17 protein-coding genes are annotated in these 18089 nt (G+C 60.3%); 7 read left to right on the top strand and 10 right to left on the bottom strand.

The window, feature by feature from the left end:
* Positions 1–31: 31 nt before the first annotated feature.
* On the top strand, positions 32–406 hold the full coding sequence (locus ACSQ13_RS02825; protein ID WP_176248528.1) for a hypothetical protein: 375 nt from the start codon (positions 32–34) through the stop codon (positions 404–406).
* Here the strand turns inward: ACSQ13_RS02825 and ppx are convergent.
* The 4 genes from ppx to ACSQ13_RS02845 form a co-directional block, all read right to left on the bottom strand.
* The gene (ppx, locus tag ACSQ13_RS02830; protein WP_295511875.1) at positions 403–1977 is read right to left on the bottom strand and encodes an exopolyphosphatase; all 1575 of its coding nucleotides are present in this window, start codon (positions 1975–1977) and stop codon (positions 403–405) included. The two genes, ACSQ13_RS02825 and ppx, sit on opposite strands and share 4 nt — an antisense overlap.
* Before the next feature lie 217 nt (positions 1978–2194).
* Complete coding sequence (locus tag ACSQ13_RS02835) at positions 2195–4369, bottom strand: RNA degradosome polyphosphate kinase (protein ID WP_176248527.1); 2175 nt, start codon at positions 4367–4369, stop codon at positions 2195–2197.
* A 66-nt stretch (positions 4370–4435) separates the two neighbouring features.
* Positions 4436–5107: a chromosomal replication initiator DnaA gene (locus ACSQ13_RS02840; protein WP_295511877.1), complete on the bottom strand. Its 672-nt coding sequence runs from the start codon at positions 5105–5107 to the stop codon at positions 4436–4438.
* A 1-nt stretch (position 5108) separates the two neighbouring features.
* The gene (locus ACSQ13_RS02845) at positions 5109–6188 is read right to left on the bottom strand and encodes an AI-2E family transporter (protein WP_176248525.1); all 1080 of its coding nucleotides are present in this window, start codon (positions 6186–6188) and stop codon (positions 5109–5111) included.
* Between the two features lie 286 nt (positions 6189–6474).
* Here ACSQ13_RS02845 and pepT point away from each other — a divergent pair, with 286 nt between their 5' ends.
* The 5 genes from pepT (at position 6475) to ACSQ13_RS02870 (ending at position 11839) form a co-directional block, all read left to right on the top strand.
* On the top strand, positions 6475–7716 hold the full coding sequence (gene pepT / locus ACSQ13_RS02850) for a peptidase T (RefSeq protein WP_295511880.1): 1242 nt from the start codon (positions 6475–6477) through the stop codon (positions 7714–7716).
* Positions 7717–7876: 160 nt separating this feature from the next.
* Complete coding sequence (gene proS / locus ACSQ13_RS02855) at positions 7877–9217, top strand: proline--tRNA ligase (protein ID WP_176248523.1); 1341 nt, start codon at positions 7877–7879, stop codon at positions 9215–9217.
* Positions 9218–9261: 44 nt separating this feature from the next.
* A complete protein-coding gene (locus tag ACSQ13_RS02860; protein WP_295511882.1) occupies positions 9262–9762 on the top strand; it encodes a DUF2937 family protein in 501 nt (166 codons plus the stop codon).
* A 105-nt stretch (positions 9763–9867) separates the two neighbouring features.
* Positions 9868–11163 (top strand): lipoprotein-releasing ABC transporter permease subunit, encoded by a 1296-nt coding sequence (locus ACSQ13_RS02865; RefSeq protein ID WP_255200080.1) that lies wholly within the window; start codon positions 9868–9870, stop codon positions 11161–11163.
* On the top strand, positions 11156–11839 hold the full coding sequence (locus ACSQ13_RS02870) for an ABC transporter ATP-binding protein (RefSeq protein ID WP_176248521.1): 684 nt from the start codon (positions 11156–11158) through the stop codon (positions 11837–11839). The genes ACSQ13_RS02865 and ACSQ13_RS02870 overlap by 8 nt, the downstream gene beginning before the upstream one ends.
* Before the next feature lie 12 nt (positions 11840–11851).
* Here the strand turns inward: ACSQ13_RS02870 and ACSQ13_RS02875 are convergent, their stop codons facing one another.
* Positions 11852–12286, bottom strand: a complete 435-nt coding sequence (locus tag ACSQ13_RS02875) for a DMT family transporter (RefSeq protein WP_176248520.1) — start codon at positions 12284–12286, stop codon at positions 11852–11854.
* Positions 12287–12381: 95 nt separating this feature from the next.
* Here ACSQ13_RS02875 and ACSQ13_RS02880 point away from each other — a divergent pair, with 95 nt between their 5' ends.
* On the top strand, positions 12382–12786 hold the full coding sequence (locus ACSQ13_RS02880; protein WP_295511886.1) for a c-type cytochrome: 405 nt from the start codon (positions 12382–12384) through the stop codon (positions 12784–12786).
* Here the strand turns inward: ACSQ13_RS02880 and ACSQ13_RS02885 are convergent.
* The 5 genes from ACSQ13_RS02885 to ACSQ13_RS02905 all read right to left on the bottom strand — a co-directional run bounded on the left by ACSQ13_RS02885 (position 12783) and on the right by ACSQ13_RS02905 (position 18080).
* A complete protein-coding gene (locus ACSQ13_RS02885; protein WP_295511887.1) occupies positions 12783–13463 on the bottom strand; it encodes a hypothetical protein in 681 nt (226 codons plus the stop codon). The two genes, ACSQ13_RS02880 and ACSQ13_RS02885, sit on opposite strands and share 4 nt — an antisense overlap.
* Before the next feature lie 47 nt (positions 13464–13510).
* Positions 13511–13912 (bottom strand): PaaI family thioesterase, encoded by a 402-nt coding sequence (locus ACSQ13_RS02890; RefSeq protein ID WP_295511888.1) that lies wholly within the window; start codon positions 13910–13912, stop codon positions 13511–13513.
* A 396-nt stretch (positions 13913–14308) separates the two neighbouring features.
* Positions 14309–14818, bottom strand: a complete 510-nt coding sequence (locus ACSQ13_RS02895) for a super-infection exclusion protein B (protein WP_295511889.1) — start codon at positions 14816–14818, stop codon at positions 14309–14311.
* Positions 14811–16772: a DNA gyrase/topoisomerase IV subunit B gene (locus ACSQ13_RS02900; protein WP_176248516.1), complete on the bottom strand. Its 1962-nt coding sequence runs from the start codon at positions 16770–16772 to the stop codon at positions 14811–14813. The genes ACSQ13_RS02895 and ACSQ13_RS02900 overlap by 8 nt, the downstream gene beginning before the upstream one ends.
* A 435-nt stretch (positions 16773–17207) precedes the next feature.
* Positions 17208–18080, bottom strand: coding sequence for an alpha/beta fold hydrolase (locus tag ACSQ13_RS02905; protein ID WP_295511892.1), 873 nt, complete (start codon positions 18078–18080; stop codon positions 17208–17210).
* Positions 18081–18089 lie beyond the last annotated feature (9 nt).

Raw genomic sequence — 18089 nt, forward strand, 5'->3', positions numbered from 1 at the left:
CGGGGCGCACAAAGAGGTGTATCATCGGGCCATGAAACACATCGCGCTGATTTTTTCGCTGATCTGCCTGCCCGGTCTGCCGCTTGCCCAAGATTTGCCGGATGAGGGCCAGTCGATGATGGAGCGCGGGGTAGAGCTGTTTCTTGAGGGGCTGAAAAAGGAAATGGCACCGGCGCTGGAGGATTTGTCGGAGCTTGGCAAAAAACTGGGGCCGGCCTTGCAGGAGTTTGCCAGTGAAATGGGGCCCGCCTTTGCCGATCTGCTTGAAACGGTCGAGGATTGGAGCGTCTATGAGGCCCCCGAAATCCTGCCAAACGGCGACATTATCATCAAACGCAAACCTGATGTACCGGTCCCGCCGCCCGCGAAAATCATCGTGGACCAGAACCCGGAGTTCGACATCTAGGCCTTGACGGTTTTCAACTGGACCTCAGCGCCCAAGGAGGCGGCGAGAGAGTTCAAACGCGCCTCTGCGACCTCGCCAAAAAGCGGCAGCATGTCGTTGGTCAACCACAGTTCCAGCAGCTTCTTTTTCGGGAACCACTTCAGGGTCCCGCGTTCCTCGTCTTTGTTCATCCACAGCATCGCACCAAACCGCATGGCCTTGCCCAGAATTTCAGCCTCGTTGCGCGTCTTTTCATCGACCATTTCATACAGGTCTTCAAAGCGGGTGTTTTCGCGTTTGTTGGAATAGCGGTGCAGCAGGGCCAACCCCAGAAAAATACGTTCCGAATGTTTGAGCCCGCCGAGATTGGCGCGGGTGGCGTTGTCGAAACAGACCTCGGCGCGGTAATCGGGATGCGCCCGCCAGCTGACGTCATGCAGCAGACAGGCGGCTTTGATCAAACGTTTGCGCTGCGGCGAAGCGGATTTGAAAAGCGGCGCAATGAAATCGAACAACACCTTGCCGAAACCGGGGGTGCGGGCATCTTTGGCTTCGGCAAAACGGCAGGCCTCGATCAGGGGATCGCGGTCGCGCAAACGCTGGGGCATCTGTTCGTAAAGCATGCCCTCGCGGATGCCATAGCTGGAAATGGCGATGTCCTTGGGCTTGAAGGTCTTGACCAGCCGCGACAGGACTTCGGCGGCAAAGGGTACCAGTGCCATCCGGCTAGAGGACACGCCACTGATCAGGCGCAGTTCTTCGAGGTCGGAATTCTGGATGTGTTTCACGGTGGCGCGCACGGATTTGGCGGTCATGCGATATTCATGAAGCACATGCAGCGGATAGCCCCGACGTACCATATCAATGCGCGCAATCGCCCGCCACGACCCGCCGACAAGGAACAAACGGTCGCGCTGCGCGCCCATTTTTTCAGCCAGTCCCTGCATGACCTCTTTGATATGGGTTTGCCGTGATTTGGCACCGCCCTTGAGATCGCGCAGCTTGAGCGGCCCCAAGGCCGAGGTGACCCGTTTGCCGACGCGGCCTGCTGAAATCTCGGCCAGCTCCATCGACGATCCACCGATATCGCAGACAAGACCGTAAGCGCCCGGCCAGCCCAAAAGCACACCTTGTGCGGAAAGCCGGGCTTCTTCCTCGCCGTCGATGACCCAGATTTTCAGGCCGGTTTCACGCGCGACCTCGTCGCAGAATGCACGGCCATCCGACGCATCGCGCACCGCAGCAGTCGCCACGACCGTCAGTTCAGCCAGATCCATCCCGTCAGCAAGCTTGCTGAAACGTTTCATCGCCGACAACGCCCGCGCGCGCCCCTGCGGCGACAGATGACCGGTTTCAGCCATGCCAGCCCCCAAGGCGCACATGATCTTTTCGTTATAGAAATACGCAGGCGAACGGGCCGCGCCATCAAACACCACCAGCCGGACAGAGTTCGACCCCACATCGACAACCCCGACCCGGGCAAGCGCACGGGCGGAGGGATCAAGAAACAGCGGTTTTCCGAAAAGCCCCAGATCGGCGACGCCGGTTTCAGGGACAGGGGGGGGCGGATTGGTGTCTTGGCTATCTGCCACAAATGCTCCTGCGGGGCCTTGGTTCAGCTTCAAACTGGCCCAGTTGGGGGGGGAAGGTCAATCGCTAACGGTGCGAGGTGGGCTGTAAAAAGGCGAGGGCCTGCGGCCCTCATGACATTCTGGCGCGTGGGGCGAGGTGAGCCCGGGTGCGGCAATCGGGATCGCGGAGGAAGCCTGCGCCTTCGGCGAGAGTTTATCGGGCAAAATGAAAACGCTGTCAGTCTTCGGTATGGGTCAGTTTGGGCACATCTGAGGCCCCGGCGCTGCCGCGGCCCGAGAGTGAAGGGTTTTCCATGAAAAACCGGTGGCAGCTGAAGGCGAAAACCCCGTCTTGCAAAGGCGGGCGGGTAAAGCTGCCATCGGCGGACATCACCCAGCTTTGTGCTACATCGGCGAGATTGGCCGCCATGATCTGGCTGGTGATCTGTGCCTTGACGGTGGGGTTTTCGATTTCCACCAGGGTTTCGACGCGGCGGGTCAGGTTGCGGCCCATCCAGTCGGCAGAAGACATGAAAACGCGGGCCTTTTTATGGGGCAGGCCATAGCCGTTGCCAAAGCATACGATGCGCGAATGTTCCAGAAACCGGCCCACGATGGATTTGACGCGGATGTTTTCGGACAGGCCTTTGATGCCGGGGCGCAAGCTGCAGATGCCGCGCACCACGAGGCTAATTTTGACTCCGGCCTGCGAGGCTGCATAGAGGGCATCGATGACGTCGGGATCGACGATGGAGTTCATTTTTGCCCAGATCTCGGCGGGTTTGCCGGCGGCGGCATATGTTGCTTCGGCTGCGATCATTTCGAGCAGGCGGGGTTTGAGCGAGATTGGTGAGATGGCCAGATTGTCCAGCGTATCGGGTTGGGCATAGCCGGACAGGTAGTTGAACACTTTGGTGGCGTCGCGCCCCAGTTTCTGGTCGCAGGTGAACAACGACAGATCGGTGTAGATGCGTGCGGTGATCGGGTGGTAGTTGCCGGTGCCATAATGGGTATAGGTGACCAGCTGGTCGCCTTCGCGGCGCACCACGGTCGAGATTTTCGCGTGGGTTTTCAGGTCGATAAACCCGTAAACTACATGGGCACCCGCCCGTTCGAGCCTGCGCGACTGGCGGATATTCGCGGCCTCGTCAAAGCGGGCTTTGAGTTCGACCAATGCGGTGACGGATTTGCCGTCTTCAGCGGCTTCGCACAGGGCTTCGACGATGGGGCTGTCGCGCGAGGTGCGGTAGAGCGTTTGTTTGATCGCCACCACGTTGGGGTCGCGGGCGGCCTGGGTCAGGAAGCGCACGACCATGTCAAAGGTCTCGTAGGGGTGGTGCAGCAGCATGTCTTTCGAGCGGATTGCGGCCAGCATATCGCCGTCATGATCGGTCACCCGTTCCGGCACGCGGGGGGTGAACTGCGGCCACAGCAGATCGGGACGGCTGTCGATCACCAGTTCGGACAGATCGCCAACCCCGATCATGCCGTCGATTTCAATCACATCCTGGGGGCGCACGCGCAATTCGGCCATCACGACGTTTTTCAGCTTTTCCGGAGCACCGGCGGAATGGGTCAGGCGGACGACCTCGCCGCGGCGGCGGCGCTTGAGGGCGACTTCGAACTCGCGCACCAGATCTTCGGCTTCGTCTTCGACCTCGAGATCACTGTCGCGCAGGATGCGGAATTCGAAGTGGCCTTTTAGTTTGTAGCCCGGGAACAGGCCGGGGATGTTGAGCACCAGCAAATCCTCGAGCGGGAGGAACCGCTTGCAGCCTTCGGGGGCGGGCAGGGCCACGAAGCGGTCGATCTTGGCGGGGATCGGCAGCAGCGCTTGCAAGGGGCGTTTATCGGCGGTCCGTTCCAGTTGCAGCGCCAGGGCGTAGCCGGTGTTGGGGATGAAGGGGAAGGGATGCGCGGGGTCGATGGCCAGCGGGGACAAGACCGCGAACACCTGATTTAGAAACACATCTTCGAGATAGGCCAGATCGGCCTGATCCAGATCAGCGGCGCGTTCGAGCATGATGTTCTGCGCGTCCATTTCGGTCATCAGATCGACCAGCGTGTTTTGCTGGGTCAGCATCAGCTTGCGGGCGTCTTCGTTGATCAGCACCAGTTGTTCGGCAGGTGACAGGCCGTCAGCGGCGGGGGTCGTGTTGCCGGCTTGGGCCAGTTCGCGCAGGCCAGCCACGCGGACGGTATAGAATTCATCAAGGTTATTCGCCGAAATCGACAGAAACCGCAGGCGTTCCAGCAAGGGCACGCGGGGGTTTTGCGCCTCTTCGAGGACGCGCCAGTTAAAGCCCAGCCAGCTGAGTTCACGGTTATAAAAACGCCCCGGTCCAGAGAGGTCGAGATCGGGCAATGTCTCTGCTTGGGGGAAATCGGCCTTGAGGAAATCTGCTTGGTTCATAGCGGCCTTATGGCGTTGGATTACAACAGAATTATGACAAAAGGAATGGCACGAGTATCGCGCGGTTCAGGCACGGTTGTCCAGCACTTGTGCAGCAAGTGCGCGGGTCAGGGGTTTTTTCTGCGCAAGGCTGGCCGCATCAAGGGCAGCAACAAGCGCACCCGCTGCGGCAAAGGAGCGGTCCATGCGCAACAGCAGATAGGGGATCAGGTCGGGTTTCGGGGTGAGTTGCCGGTCTGCCAGCAGCTTGGCCATTACCGCCGTCAGCAGCATGTCATCGGGGGCATCAAGGGCGGCAGCACCGGCAGCGCCCAACCGGCTGGTGAGGTCCGGCAAGCTCAGGTTCCACCCCGCAACAGGGGGGGGGCCCGTCATCAACAGGCTGTGACCTTCGGCCAGAACCAGATTGTGCAGATGGAAAAGCGCGGTTTCCGCCGCCGCATTGCCCGCGATCGCAGGGACATCTTCGACAGCGACGCTGGTTTGTGCAAGTTGGGGGATATCAGCGGTGGCCAGATCGGCGGCATTGATGATCTGCGCACCGGCCATGGCGGCCCAGACATGGGTCAGGTGGGTTTTACCGGACCCCGCAGGCCCGGTCAGTGCCAGCTTGCGACCGGCCCAGCCCTGCCAGCCGTCAATCATCGCCGCTGCAATCGCGTTGGATGGTGCCACAAAGAAATCATCGCGACCCAGTGCGGTGCGACTGGGAAGAGCAAGGCCAAGTTGTTGTGCCATATCAGTCGACCCGTTCGTCCAAGGTTGCCTGTTCAACGCCTTTGTACAGCACGCTTTCGCGGTATTGTTCGGTCGCGAACCGTGTGACCACGCCAAGTGCGGCAGCAATGGGCACTGCCGCCAACATGCCGACAAAGCCAAAAAGCGACCCGAACATCGACAGCGCCAGAATAAGCCACACCGGGTGCAACCCGACAGAGTTGCCGACCAGTTTGGGGGTCAGGAAATTGCCCTCGATGGTTTGGCCCAGCACAAAGATCGCGGCGACCAGACCGATGGACAGCCAATCGCCCCAGAACTGGAACAGCGCCAGACCGATGGCCAGCACGCCGCCCAACATCGCGCCAAGATAGGGGATGAACGTCACCAGACCTGCGATAAACCCGACCACAAGGCCAAATTGCAGACCCACCAGCATCAGGGCGATGGCGTAATAGGTGCCCAAGATCAGGCAGACCGTGCCCATGCCGCGGATAAAGCTGGCAAGGGTTTTGTCGATGTCGCGTGCCAGGCGGCGGATCACGGGGGCATGGTCGCGGGGCAGCAGGCTGTCGATCTGTGCGACCATGCGGTCCCAGTCGAGCAACAGATAGACGGCGACGACCGGAACGATCACGAACAGCAGCAAGATGTTCAGCAGCGACGCGGCCGAGGCCAGGGCCGTGTTCAGCAATTCGCCGCCGCGTTCCTGAACGGTCGCACCGATGCTGGTGATCGACGTGCGCAAGGTCGATCCTTCGACAAGCAGGGTCGGGAACCGCTCTGTCAGGAATTCGGAGAAATTGCGGGACAGTTCCGGGGCGACCCCGATCAGGTTGATCGCCTGGTTGACCAATGTCGGGACCACCAGCAGGGCCATGAGCACAAAAATCAGGATGGCAAATAGCGTGATCACCGTGGTGGCCATCGCCCGGCTCAGCCCCATCAGTTCAAGACGGTCCGCAACAGGATCAAGGAAATATGCAATCGCGGCCCCGATCAGAAACGGCAGCAGCACATCCCCGGTGAACCAAAGGACCACAAGCGAGACCGCGCCGGCAATCCCCCAGTATTTCAATTGATCTCGAATGGGCAGTGCCATGGGCTATCTCCGAAGACGCGTTCTATTCACATTGCGCACTGGCCCCCGATTTTCAAGGGCAGAGGGCGGGCGATCTGGGGATATCCCCAACACATCGCGGTGTATTTTGGGGCAAGGGGGCCTCCGGCGGGGATTTTGGGCCATTTGGAAATTGAAAGGGGGAATTGATCTGCGACATCTTGGGGATGCGTTTTGAGGATGCATTGGCAGGTTTGGTTTCCGTGCGGGCAGACGCTTGACAATGGGGCGGCAGGCATTGCCACTGTGGTCAGCAAGGAGACCCGATATGCGCAGTGATTTTGACCGTGAACTTGAACAACGTCTGGTGCGCTATGCCGCGATTGACAGCCAAAGCGACGACACCAGCCCGACCAGCCCCAGCACGGAAATACAGTTGAATATGTCGCGCTTGCTGGTGCAGGAGCTGGAAGCGATGGGGGCGGCGGATGTCGAGTTGACAGAATATGGCGTGGTTCTGGCCACGGTGCCCGCCACGGTGGAAGGTGCGCCCGTCATGGGGTGGTGCGCCCATGTCGACACCGCGCCGCAGTTCAATGCAACGGGTGTAAAGCCCGTGGTGCATCGCGGCTATAATGGCGGGGATATTACCTTTGCCGATGCGCCGGAGTTGAAACTGTCGCCGGAAAACGCGCCCTATCTGGCCGAAAAGCTGGGCGAGGATATCATTACCGCAAGCGGCACGACCCTGTTGGGCGGCGACGACAAGGCGGGGGTGGCGATCATCATGACCGCCGCGCGGCATTTGCTGGAAAACCCCGAAGTGCCCCATGGCAAGATCCGGCTGGCCTTTACCCCGGACGAGGAAATCGGGCGGGGTGTGGATGCACGTCTGCCGGGCGATATGGCCTGCGATTTCGCCTATACGTTTGACGGGTCCAAGCCCGGCGAGATTGAATACGAGACGTTTTCGGCCGATGGCGCGGTGGTGACCGTGACGGGGGTGTCTGCGCATCCGGGCTGGGCCAAGGACAAGATGGTGAACGCGCTGCATCTGGCGGCGAAAATCCTGATGACCCTGCCGCATGTCACCATGACCCCCGAAACGACGGACGGGCTGGACGGGTTCATTCACGCGACCACCATCAAGGGCGGGTCTTCGGAGGCGGAGATAAAGTTCATCCTGCGTGATTTCGAACGCGAGGGATTGGCGCAAAAGGGCGCGTTGCTGCGCAAGGTCTGCGATGCGGTTCAGGCGTCGGAGCCGCGCGCGCAGATCCATTGCGAGATCACGCCGCAATACCGAAATATGCGCTATTGGCTGGAAAACGACATGACACCGGTGGAGCTGGCCCATGACGCGGTGCGTGCTGCGGGGATGGAGCCGGTGTCGGTGCCGATCCGCGGTGGCACCGACGGGTCGCGTCTGACCGAGATGGGGCTGCCCTGCCCCAATGTCTTTACCGGCATGCAGGAAATCCACGGCCCGCTTGAGTGGATATCGGTGCAGGATATGGCAAAGGCGTTGCGGGTGGCGTTGGAGCTGGCCAAGCGGGCGGTGCCGTCCTAGCGGTTAGTGTTTGTCGGGGCGGGGTTGATTGAGGTGGGGTTGATTGGGGCGCTGCCCCAAAGCCCGGGATATTTAAGAGCCGGAGAAGGAGGGGTGTTGGTGATTGTTTCCCTGAATGGTTTGGCATAATCAGGGCCGAAGCCAGTTTGAGAGGATCATCATGCGTCTGTCCCGTTATTTTCTGCCCGTGCTCAAGGAAAACCCGTCGGAGGCGCAGATTGTCAGCCACCGGCTGATGTTGCGCGCCGGGATGATCAAGCAATCCGCCGCCGGGATTTATTCGTGGTTGCCGCTGGGGTTCAAGGTGCTGCGCAAGATCGAAAACATCGTGCATGAAGAGCAGCAGCGCGCCGGGCATATTCCGATGTTGATGCCGACCTTGCAGCCTGCTGATTTGTGGAAAGAATCCGGGCGCTATGATGCCTACGGCCCAGAGATGCTGCGCATCAAGGACCGTCAGGACCGCGATATGCTGTATGGTCCCACTAACGAAGAGATGATCACGGATATTTTCCGCAGCCATGTCGGATCTTACAAGGATTTGCCGCTGACCTTGTACCACATCCAGTGGAAGTTCCGCGACGAGATCCGCCCGCGTTTCGGTGTGATGCGCGGCCGCGAGTTTCTGATGAAAGACGGGTATAACTTTGACCTGACGCAGGAAGACGCGCTGCACGCCTATAACCGTCATCTGGTCAGCTATCTGCGCAGCTATGAGCGCATGGGTCTGCAAGCCATCCCGATGCGTGCTGATTCCGGCCCTATTGGCGGCGATGATACCCATGAATTTCTGGTACTGGCTGAAACCGGTGAGTCGGAAGTGTTCTATGACAGCCAGATCACCGATCTGAATTTCGGCGACCGCGAGATCGATTTTGATTCGGTCGATCAGTGTCAGGCGGTGCTCGAAGAGTTCACATCGCGCTATGCGCGCACCGACGAAACCCATGACGCGGATCTGTTTGCGCAAGTCCCCGCCGAGCGCCAGCGTACCGCGCGCGGCATCGAAGTGGGGCAGATCTTTTACTTTGGCACAAAATACTCCGACGCCATGGGTGCGACGGTTCAAGGCCCCGATGGCAAAGCGACGCCTGTGCATATGGGCAGCCACGGCATTGGCGTCAGCCGTCTGGTGGGTGCGATCATCGAGGCAAGCCATGACGACAAGGGCATCATCTGGCCCGAAGGTGTCACGCCGTTCCATGTTGGGATTGTGAACCTCAAGCAAGGCGACGAAGAGGCCGATACCGCCTGTCAGGCGCTCTATGACAGCATCACCGCCTTGGGTCTTGAGCCGCTTTATGACGACCGCAACGAGCGCGCGGGCGGCAAATTTGCGACGATGGATCTGATCGGTCTGCCCTGGCGGATCACGGTTGGCCCGCGCGGGTTGAAAAACGGGGTTGTTGAGCTGACCTCGCGCAAGACCGGCGAAAGCGAAGAGATGACGCCGGAAGTGGCCGTTGAAAAGGTCGCAGCGATCTATCGCGCGATTGGCTGACAGGGAAACGGGCGCATGCGGGGCAATCTGGGAAAGGATTTCGGATGATCTTGCGTGCGCTGACCCTGGCGGGCGGTTTGGCGGGCGGTGCTGTGACATCGCAATTCCCCGAATATTCGCAGCAATATCTTCAGCGTCTTGGCGGCGCTGTCGATGCGTTGGGGCAGGTGACTGCCGATTTTGACGCGTCTGCGCAGGCGGTTGGCCTGTCGCGGGATGCCGCACTGGCGCAGATGACGGGGACCGTGTTCATGGACCGCCGCCGCGCTGACATGACGACCACATTCCAGCGATATGACGCCCTGTCGGCCGCATTGACCCGGCTTGAGGGGCAGGGCCCGTTCATGCGCGCCTATTCCCTGCCGCAGATGCGCGATGCCCGGATCGCCAAGGCGGCGTGGGATGTGTACCAGCCTGCCGTGCCGTTGAACTTTGCCGGGATGGTGTTTGCTGGCGTGGGGTTTGTGCTGGGGGCGTTGGGGATCGGCCTGCTGTTGCGGCTGCTTGCCCTGCCGTTTCGACGCCGCCGCGCGACCGCCACCTGAACCGCGCCAGTGGCAGCTTTGTGACTGCGCATCGACCCATCACCGCTTGACCCGCTGACCACAAACCAGCAGGTTGCGCGCGACCTATCAGACCGGAGCCCTTTGATGGCCAAACCAGCCCAGACAACACCGCCTTTCGCCCCGTTCGAGTGGATGATCGCATGGCGCTACCTGCGCGCCCGCCGGGCCGAAGGCGGCGTGAGCGTGATGACCTGGATCAGTCTGATCGGCATCACCCTTGCGGTGTTCGCGCTGATTGCCACGCTGTCGGTGCGGTCCGGTTTCAGGGCTGAATTCGTCGGGACCATTCTGGGGGCGAACGCCCATGTGACCGTCTATAATATGGCCACTGTTGACGAAAACGGTGTCAGCCAGACCGGCATTCCCGATTACCTCGAGATGTCGGTGCGGGTTGCACAGGTGCCCGGTGTCACGCAGGCGGCCCCTTTGGTGCGCGGTCAGGTGATGGCGAACAAGGGGCAAGCCAACGCCGGTATCGAGGTTTATGGCATCGAAGGCAGCGATTTGGCCAATATCCCGCGCATTGCCAATCCTGAAACCGGCCTTGGCGATCTGGCGAATTTCGATCAGGGCATCGCCATCGGGTCGGGTGTGGCGCAGGCGCTGCGGGTCGGGCTTGGCGACCGGATCAAGATCATCTCGCCCAATGGTGTGAAAACCGCACTTGGCACCAGCCCGCGGATCAACGCCTATGACGTGGTCTATATCTTTAGCGCCGGGCGCTATGACATCGACCGCACCCGCGCCTATCTGCCGCTGGCCGAAGCGCAGTCATTCTTTAACCGCGAAGGGGTGGCGGACGAGCTGGAAGTCATGGTCGAAGACCCCGACAACGTCGATAATCTGAGCCAGGCCTTGCTGGCTGCGGCGGGGGATCGGGGCATGGTCTGGACATGGCGCGATGCGTCGGGGGCGTTTCTGGATGCGCTGGATATCGAAGACCGCGTGATGTTCGTGATCCTGAGCATCCTTGTGTTGATTGCCGCGATGAACATCGTGTCGGGGCTGATCATGCTGGTGAAAAACAAGGGCCGTGACATTGGCATTTTACGCACCATGGGGCTGAGCGAGGGCTCAATCTTGCGGGTGTTTTTCATCTGCGGGGCGTTTACCGGCATCATCGGCACGGCGATGGGGGTGATCCTTGGCTGTTTGTTCGCGCTTTATGTCGACCAGATCTTTGGTGTGGTGAACTGGCTGTCGGGCGGCACCGCATGGGATGCGTCGGTGCGCGGCATCTATTTCCTGCCCGCCAAGTTGCAATTTGGTGATGTGATGTCGGCGGTGGCCCTGTCGCTGGGCCTGTCGTTCATTGTCACAATCTTTCCCGCACGTCGTGCCGCGCGGATGAACCCTGTCGAGGCTTTGCGCTATGAATGATCCTGTGTTGCGCCTGTCGGGCATATCCAAGGCCTATAATGCGGGCCTTCCGAACGAGGTCACAGTGCTGCGTGGCATCGACCTGACCGTTGCGCCGGGCGAAGTCGTCGCCTTGGTCGCGCCGTCGGGCGCGGGTAAATCGACGTTGTTGCACATCGCAGGGCTGCTGGATACGCCCGACAGCGGGACCGTTGAGATCGCAGGCTTTGACATGACGGGGCAGTCCGATCGCAAACGCACAGGGGTGCGGCGGCGTGATGTGGGGTTTATCTATCAGTTTCATCATCTGCTGCCCGAGTTTTCGGCCGTGGAAAACATCGTTCTGCCGCAGCTTGCCAACGGGGTCGGCAAGGCCGCGGCACAGGCCCGTGCGCTGGAATTGCTGGGTCAGGTGGGGATCGCGCACCGTGCCAGCCACCGCCCTGCCGAATTGTCCGGCGGTGAACAGCAGCGCGTCGCCTTTTGCCGCGCATTGGCCAATGCGCCACGGCTTTTGCTGGCGGATGAACCGACCGGAAACCTGGACCCGACGACCTCGGATCAGGTGTTTGGCGCGTTGATGGAACTGGTGCGCAGCACCGGGCTGTCAGCCGTGATCGCGACCCATAACCTTGAACTTGCCGCACGGATGGACCGCCAGATCCGGTTGGACGCAGGGCGATTGGTACCGCACTAGGCGGGCGCAGTATCAGACCTGCTGCGTCAACCAGACCCCTGCACACATCAGCGCAATGCCCCCCATCCGCGCGGCCCCCAAGGGCGATACCTGCGCGCCGAACAAGCCGAAATGGTCGATGGCGGCAGCACTGAACAACTGGCCCAACAGCACATAAAACACCGCGTTACCGACGCCGAAATGCGGCGCGATAAAGGTGATCGACAAGACATAGAAGGCCACAAACAGCCCCGCCAGAAACAGATGTTTCGGCGCTGCGGGCATCTTGGAAAACCCCTGCGGATTGGTCAGCAAGGCCACGATCAGGCTGGCCCCGAAGGCCACGACAAACAACACTGTCGCCGCCGCTGCGGGGGATCCGATGCGGCTACCCAAGGCCGAATTCAAGGCCGCAAGAATTGGGATGCCGACCCCCGCCAACAACATAATGATCGCATATTGGGCCATCGGATTTCTCAATTTTATCTATTCATTTGACGCAGATCATGGCAAAGCGGCAGGTGAACAGCAAGACTTTGTCTGAGCTTTAAAAGGAAACAAAAATGCGCTTGCCCCTGATCACTCTTGTGCCTTGTGTGCTGGCCATCGCCGCCTGCGTCGAACCCACCATGCCAGAGCGGCCCGAGGGTGCTGCATTTTTTGCCGAGAACTGTACCGCGTGCCACGGCACATCCGCGCGCGGGGATGGCCCGCTGGCGGGCAACCTGACAACCACCCCGCCGGACCTGACCCTGCTGTCGCGCAACAATGATGGCCGGTTCCCGCAGACCAAAACGCTGGCCTATATCTATGGCGATCCGCAGGAAAACCACCTGACCCGGGTGATGCCCAACTTTGGCAAGGACATGGCGCTTGATCTGGTGCCGGTTGATCTTGACGGGCAACTTACGCCGACACCGCGCGTTCTGGCCGCCCTGCTGGTGTACCTCGAAAGCATCCAGCGCTAGTCGCAAATCCCGTTCAATTCGACCCCGTCCCACGGCATCCGCACCGCATAGGCGCGGCTTTGGGGCAGGGGGGCGACCGGCATGGCCTGTGAAATCAACGCATGCAGCCGCTTGGTGCGCGGCGCTTGGGGGGCCAGCGCACGGCAACAGACGAATTCCTCGACGATGGCCCCTTGCTGTTCAAAGGCAAAGTCATGGAACTTTGGCTCGGCTTGCAAATCAAACAGATAGGGATCAGCCCCGCCCCCGTGTTCCCGCGCAGCCCGCAGCGGCGAATAGCCCGTTGTGGCGCGGTTTTGCCACTGCCAGACATGGGTCAGCTCGTGGCTGAAAATCATCGCCGCAATCAGGCCGATCTTGTCGGGATAATCGGGCAGATAATCTTCCAGATACCAATCCTTGTCGAAGAGCACCGTGTTCCACAACGCAATGGCGGCGGGCTTGGTCGTGATGACCTCTCCCACCTTTTCGGGGGGCAGAATACGTTCGCGGCAGGTGGTGCGCGGGCGGGCCTTGCGGGTCATGGTCACAGCCTTGGACGGTGCCCCGTCATGCAGCCGCGCCTGCCGGAAATTCAGCGTGTCGCCCATAAGTGTCTGGGCAAATGCCTGTTCGTTATCCGTCAAGGGACGCCCGCAAGAGGCCAGCAACAGCAAAAGGATCAGGGCGCGTTTCATGATCCCAAGTTGAGTGAATTGCCGCCCCCCTTCAAGCAAATTCCGCGTTACCGCGCAAAGGTCGCCGTGGCCAGTGCGACGGGCTTGCCCGAGGGTTCTGCGATGATGGTGCAGCGGGTGAAGATCATCGACCGGCCGGCGCGCGTCACCTCGGCCTCGGCGCGCAGGGAATCCCCGCTGGCGGGGCGTAGGAACTGGGTATCAAGGGTGACCGTGCCGACGGGGGCCAGCGCATCCAGATGCCCCATGCAGGCCATGACCATCGCCGTGTCGGCCAGCGCTGTCATCGCCTGACCCGACACGATCCCGCCGGTGCGGTTCAGGTCTTTGGTGATGGGGATGGACAGGACGGTTTTATCCGCCCCGATTTCCGTGACCGTGGGGTAAAGTGCCATGACCCAAGGCGCAAAATGGTCGCGGAGGATGGTTTGGGCGGTTTCTGGCGTCATGATGCGGGTCCGGTGTTTGGGGTGGGGGAGGCGCGTGGGTTTCACCCACCCTACGATATCACGGGGCCTTGTCCACGGTGTCGGGGAAGATCACTCCAAACGCACCATAAGGGCCGCGCCCGACCTCGGGCCGAAGGCCGTCTTGCGGAAGGTCCGGTGGACCTTTCGAGGCCGTAGGGATGCGTCAGCATCGAGGGGGCACATAGTGCGCCCTCCCCGTGGGGGAGGTTGGGCGCGGCCCGAGGCGGAGCCTCGGGCGAGTGTCGGCAGGCGCAATAATAATAGGTTGCAGTCATCATCAGGCCTGACCAGTACCAATGCGCCTCTTGCCTTAGCGAGTCGCTGATAGGGTTTGAAAAACATGCAAAAAGGTTCAAAAAAACCTGTTTAGTTTATTCAGCCAATATATTCTGGGTGCTCTTGAATTGCCTTCTTAGCTTCTGGCTGGAGCAGGAAGGGGAAATGATCGCCACTTCCCGGAACACCCAAATTTGAACTTCTCGATAGAATCCCCTTGCCCTCTAGACCTTGCGCTACACCTTGCGACATCGAGAAGTGACGTGTCGAAACATCCTCTTCGATATAGGTTCTAAGCGCAGATTTTTCGTCGGCACTCAAGTTGGACAATTGTGCCCTTACGAATTTTCCGTATTTCTTTTTTTTATGCTGATCGACTACAAACTTGTAAGACGCTACTGAAATCTCGGTCCCAAGTGTTGCAGCAGAAAGTAAAAAAAGTAAACCAATGGCCGGTCTGTTGCTTGAGACAAGTTCACCCAAGCCAAGCGAGGCAATGAAGTTCGTAGGAGTAAAAAGAAGGCTCCCAGAAACTGCGATAAAAATTAGTGCAGCCCTAAGGGTGAAAGGTTTGAGTATTGATAGGCTGGAAATAAGCCCCTCAAACATCCAACTCCTCCACAAACTGCGCGTTGTCCTGGATATACTGGTAGCGCAGTTCGGGCTTTTTACCCATCAGACGTTCGACCAGATCGCCGGTCTCTCCGGGCACGTCTTCCTGCACGGTCACGCGGATCAGTTTGCGGGTGTTGGGGTCCATCGTGGTTTCTTTCAAATCCTTGGCGTCCATCTCGCCCAAGCCTTTGAAGCGTTGCAGGTCGATCTTGCCTTTGCCGCCCAGACCCTTTTCCAGCCACAGGTCCTTTTCTGCGTCATCAGACACGTAAACGCGCTTGGCCCCTTGGGTCAGACGATACAGCGGCGGGCAGGCCAGATACAGGTGGCCTGCGTCGATCATCGGGCGCATCTGGGTAAAGAAGAACGTCATCAGCAGCGCGGCGATATGCGCGCCGTCGACATCCGCATCGGTCATGATGATGATCTTGTCATAGCGCAGATCGTCCAGCACGAATTTGCTGCCCATCCCGACGCCAAGCGCCTCGCAGAGATCGTTGATTTCGGCGTTGGTGTTCAGCTTGCCCGATGCCGCGCCCAGCACGTTGAGGATCTTGCCCTTGAGCGGCAACAGCGCTTGGTTCACACGGTTGCGCGCGCCCTTGCCGGACCCGCCAGCCGAGTCGCCCTCCACGATGAACAATTCGGTGCCTTCGCGGGTTTTGCTGGTACAATCGGTCAGCTTGCCGGGCAGGCGCAGCTTTTTGGTGGCTGTCTTGCGGGCGGTTTCCTTTTCCTGACGGCGGCGCAGGCGTTCTTCGGCGCGCAGGACAAGGAAATCAAGGATCGCACCGGCAGATTTCGTATCCGCCGCCAGCCAGTTGTCAAAGTGGTCGCGCACGGCGTTTTCGACCATGCGCTGCGCGTCAACGGTGGCCAGCCGGTCTTTGGTCTGGCCCACGAATTCGGGCTCGCGGATGAAACATGACACCAGCGCACAGCCGCCCGTGATCAGGTCGTCGCGGGTGATGGTGCCGGCCTTTTTATTGCCGACCAACTCGCCGTATGCCTTGACCCCTTTCAGGATCGCAGACCAGAAACCGGCCTCGTGGGTGCCGCCTTCGGGGGTGGGGATGGTGTTACAATACGACTGGATGAACCCGTCGCGTGACGGCGTCCAGTTGATCGCCCATTCGACCTTGCCCGGCGCGTTGAATTTCTCGCGGAAATCCACTGTCCCGCCAAAGGGGGCTTCGGCATAGGTGGTTGATCCGCTTAGGGTTTCGTTCAGGTAATCGGCCAGACCGCCGGGAAAGTGGAAGGTTGCCTCGGTCGGGGTGTCGCCATCGGTCTGGGCGCATTTCCAGCGGATTTCGACGCCGGAAAACAGATAGGCCTTGGACCGCGCCATCGCAAACAGCCGCGCAGGTTTCAGTTTCAGCGCGCCAAAGATGTCGGGATCGGGGTGAAAGGTCACTGCCGTGCCACGCCGGTTCGGGGCGGCCCCGATCTTGACCAGCGGCCCTTGGGGTTTGCCGCGCGAAAATTCCATCGCGAACAGTTCACGGTTCCGCGCCACTTCGACCCGCAGATGGTCGGACAGCGCGTTCACAACCGACGAGCCAACCCCGTGCAGACCGCCCGACGTCTCGTACGAATCGCCCGAGAATTTGCCGCCCGCGTTCAGGGTGCAAAAAATGATCTCGAGCGCGGATTTGGTCGGGTCTTTGGGGTGCGGGTCAATCGGGATGCCGCGCCCGTTGTCGCGCACGGTGACATGGCCGTTCTCGTGCAGCTCCAGCTCGATCCATGTGGCATGGCCCGCAACGGCCTCATCCATCGAGTTATCGATGATTTCGGCGACCATGTGATGCAATGCGCGGTCGTCCTTGCCCCCGATATACATACCGGGGCGCAGACGGACGTGCTCCATATCCTCGAGCACCTCAATGGATGAGGCGTCGTATTCCTTGGCCGAGGGCTGCGTACCGGAAAGAAGATCGGACATAGGGGGCCTGCCTGTCTGTTGCTTTTTGTTAGGGTCTTACTATGCCAGAGCCCGCAGGGCGGGGGAAGGGCGGATGATGTCGTAAACCGGCGTTTTCGGTCGGAATGATCCTGTTATCAGCGCTACAAATCTACCCCAAAGCCAGGTTTCCCATGCCACAGACCACAACCCTACGTGACGTGCCGAACTGGCGTTACATGCTGCAGGAATGCGACGCGCTGTAACACTATCTGCCCGCAGGCGGCAGCGACAAGACCAAGACCCACCAGCGCAAGGCCCGCGAAGCGATTGCGCGGCTGATCAAAAACAACGCCGAAGTCCGCCTGCAACCGCGCACCGGCGCTGCTGGCCCATGCGTGGCTGGGCGAAGCTGCGGATTTGCACGATCAGAAAATGGTGTTCACCCGCCCGAAGAAATAGCGCGCAAGCGGCGCTTCAAAGCCAGTTCAAAATCGCGTCTGCGACCTCGCGTGGCTTTTGGTGGTGCAGCCAGTGATCCGCCCCCTTGATGGCAATGCGGGTCAGGTCGGGGGCATAATCCTCAAGCCCTTGGGTCGATGCGGGCATCAATGCCGTGTCGTCTTCGCCCCAGATCAGCAGATGCGGGCAGCGCACTTGCAACCGTGCCGGATCAAAGGCCAGCGCATCGTCTATCGCCTCTCCGGTGTGCCCCAGTTTCAGGGGCGAGGCGCGGTACCAGTTGACCATGCCGCGCAGGCCTGCCGCATCGCGCCATGCCGCCTTGTACCCCGCAAGCGTGTCCCCTTGCAGCCAATCCATATCCATATGCGCCGAAAACAACCCCATCAGTTTGGCGAAACCATCGGCGGCCAGAATGTCTTCTGACCCTTCGCGGCGCAGGAAATGGATGTATTGCGAGGCATCGGTTTGCGGCCCGCCCTTGGCCAGTTCGCGCTGGAACGGGGCAGGGTGGACGCCGTTCATGATGATCAGTTTCGACACCAGTTCGGGCCGCCCGATCGTCAGCGCATAGGCCACGGACGCCCCCCAGTCATGGCCCAGCAGGATCACCGGTTCGTCCCCGATCAACGCGGCCATATCCGACACCAGTTGCGACGTCTTGTACTGCGCGACTTGGGCCGGTCGCCAGCTTTGACCATAGCCGCGCTGGTCTGGGGCGATGCAGTGAAACCGCGTCGCCAGCAGCGGGGCCAGATCGTTCCACGCGCCGGAATATTCGGGAAAACCGTGCAGCATCAGCAGCTTCGGCGCGTCTTTGTCCCCCCAATGGCGGATAAAAAACGGGTGTCCGTTCAGCTCGACTGTTTCGGTCCAATGGGCTGTCATCTGGTTTCC

It is taken from the genome of Sulfitobacter sp. SH22, from assembly GCF_965641905.1.
Classification (GTDB): Bacteria; Pseudomonadota; Alphaproteobacteria; order Rhodobacterales; family Rhodobacteraceae; genus Sulfitobacter.

What these genes read in the sequence shown, in the direction of transcription:
- ACSQ13_RS02840 (WP_295511877.1), bottom strand. Translation starts at nt 5,107, where the DNA reads ATGGCACAACAACTTGGCCTTGCTCTTCCCAGTCGCACCGCACTGGGT.
- ACSQ13_RS02845 (WP_176248525.1), bottom strand. Translation starts at nt 6,188, where the DNA reads ATGGCACTGCCCATTCGAGATCAATTGAAATACTGGGGGATTGCCGGC.
- pepT (WP_295511880.1), top strand. Translation starts at nt 6,475, where the DNA reads ATGCGCAGTGATTTTGACCGTGAACTTGAACAACGTCTGGTGCGCTAT.
- ACSQ13_RS02905 (WP_295511892.1), bottom strand. Translation starts at nt 18,080, where the DNA reads ATGACAGCCCATTGGACCGAAACAGTCGAGCTGAACGGACACCCGTTT.
- ACSQ13_RS02875 (WP_176248520.1), bottom strand. Translation starts at nt 12,286, where the DNA reads ATGGCCCAATATGCGATCATTATGTTGTTGGCGGGGGTCGGCATCCCA.
- ACSQ13_RS02890 (WP_295511888.1), bottom strand. Translation starts at nt 13,912, where the DNA reads ATGACGCCAGAAACCGCCCAAACCATCCTCCGCGACCATTTTGCGCCT.
- ACSQ13_RS02835 (WP_176248527.1), bottom strand. Translation starts at nt 4,369, where the DNA reads ATGAACCAAGCAGATTTCCTCAAGGCCGATTTCCCCCAAGCAGAGACA.
- ACSQ13_RS02900 (WP_176248516.1), bottom strand. Translation starts at nt 16,772, where the DNA reads ATGTCCGATCTTCTTTCCGGTACGCAGCCCTCGGCCAAGGAATACGAC.
- ACSQ13_RS02885 (WP_295511887.1), bottom strand. Translation starts at nt 13,463, where the DNA reads ATGAAACGCGCCCTGATCCTTTTGCTGTTGCTGGCCTCTTGCGGGCGT.
- ACSQ13_RS02870 (WP_176248521.1), top strand. Translation starts at nt 11,156, where the DNA reads ATGAATGATCCTGTGTTGCGCCTGTCGGGCATATCCAAGGCCTATAAT.
- proS (WP_176248523.1), top strand. Translation starts at nt 7,877, where the DNA reads ATGCGTCTGTCCCGTTATTTTCTGCCCGTGCTCAAGGAAAACCCGTCG.
- ACSQ13_RS02825 (WP_176248528.1), top strand. Translation starts at nt 32, where the DNA reads ATGAAACACATCGCGCTGATTTTTTCGCTGATCTGCCTGCCCGGTCTG.
- ACSQ13_RS02860 (WP_295511882.1), top strand. Translation starts at nt 9,262, where the DNA reads ATGATCTTGCGTGCGCTGACCCTGGCGGGCGGTTTGGCGGGCGGTGCT.
- ACSQ13_RS02880 (WP_295511886.1), top strand. Translation starts at nt 12,382, where the DNA reads ATGCGCTTGCCCCTGATCACTCTTGTGCCTTGTGTGCTGGCCATCGCC.
- ACSQ13_RS02865 (WP_255200080.1), top strand. Translation starts at nt 9,868, where the DNA reads ATGGCCAAACCAGCCCAGACAACACCGCCTTTCGCCCCGTTCGAGTGG.
- ACSQ13_RS02895 (WP_295511889.1), bottom strand. Translation starts at nt 14,818, where the DNA reads ATGTTTGAGGGGCTTATTTCCAGCCTATCAATACTCAAACCTTTCACC.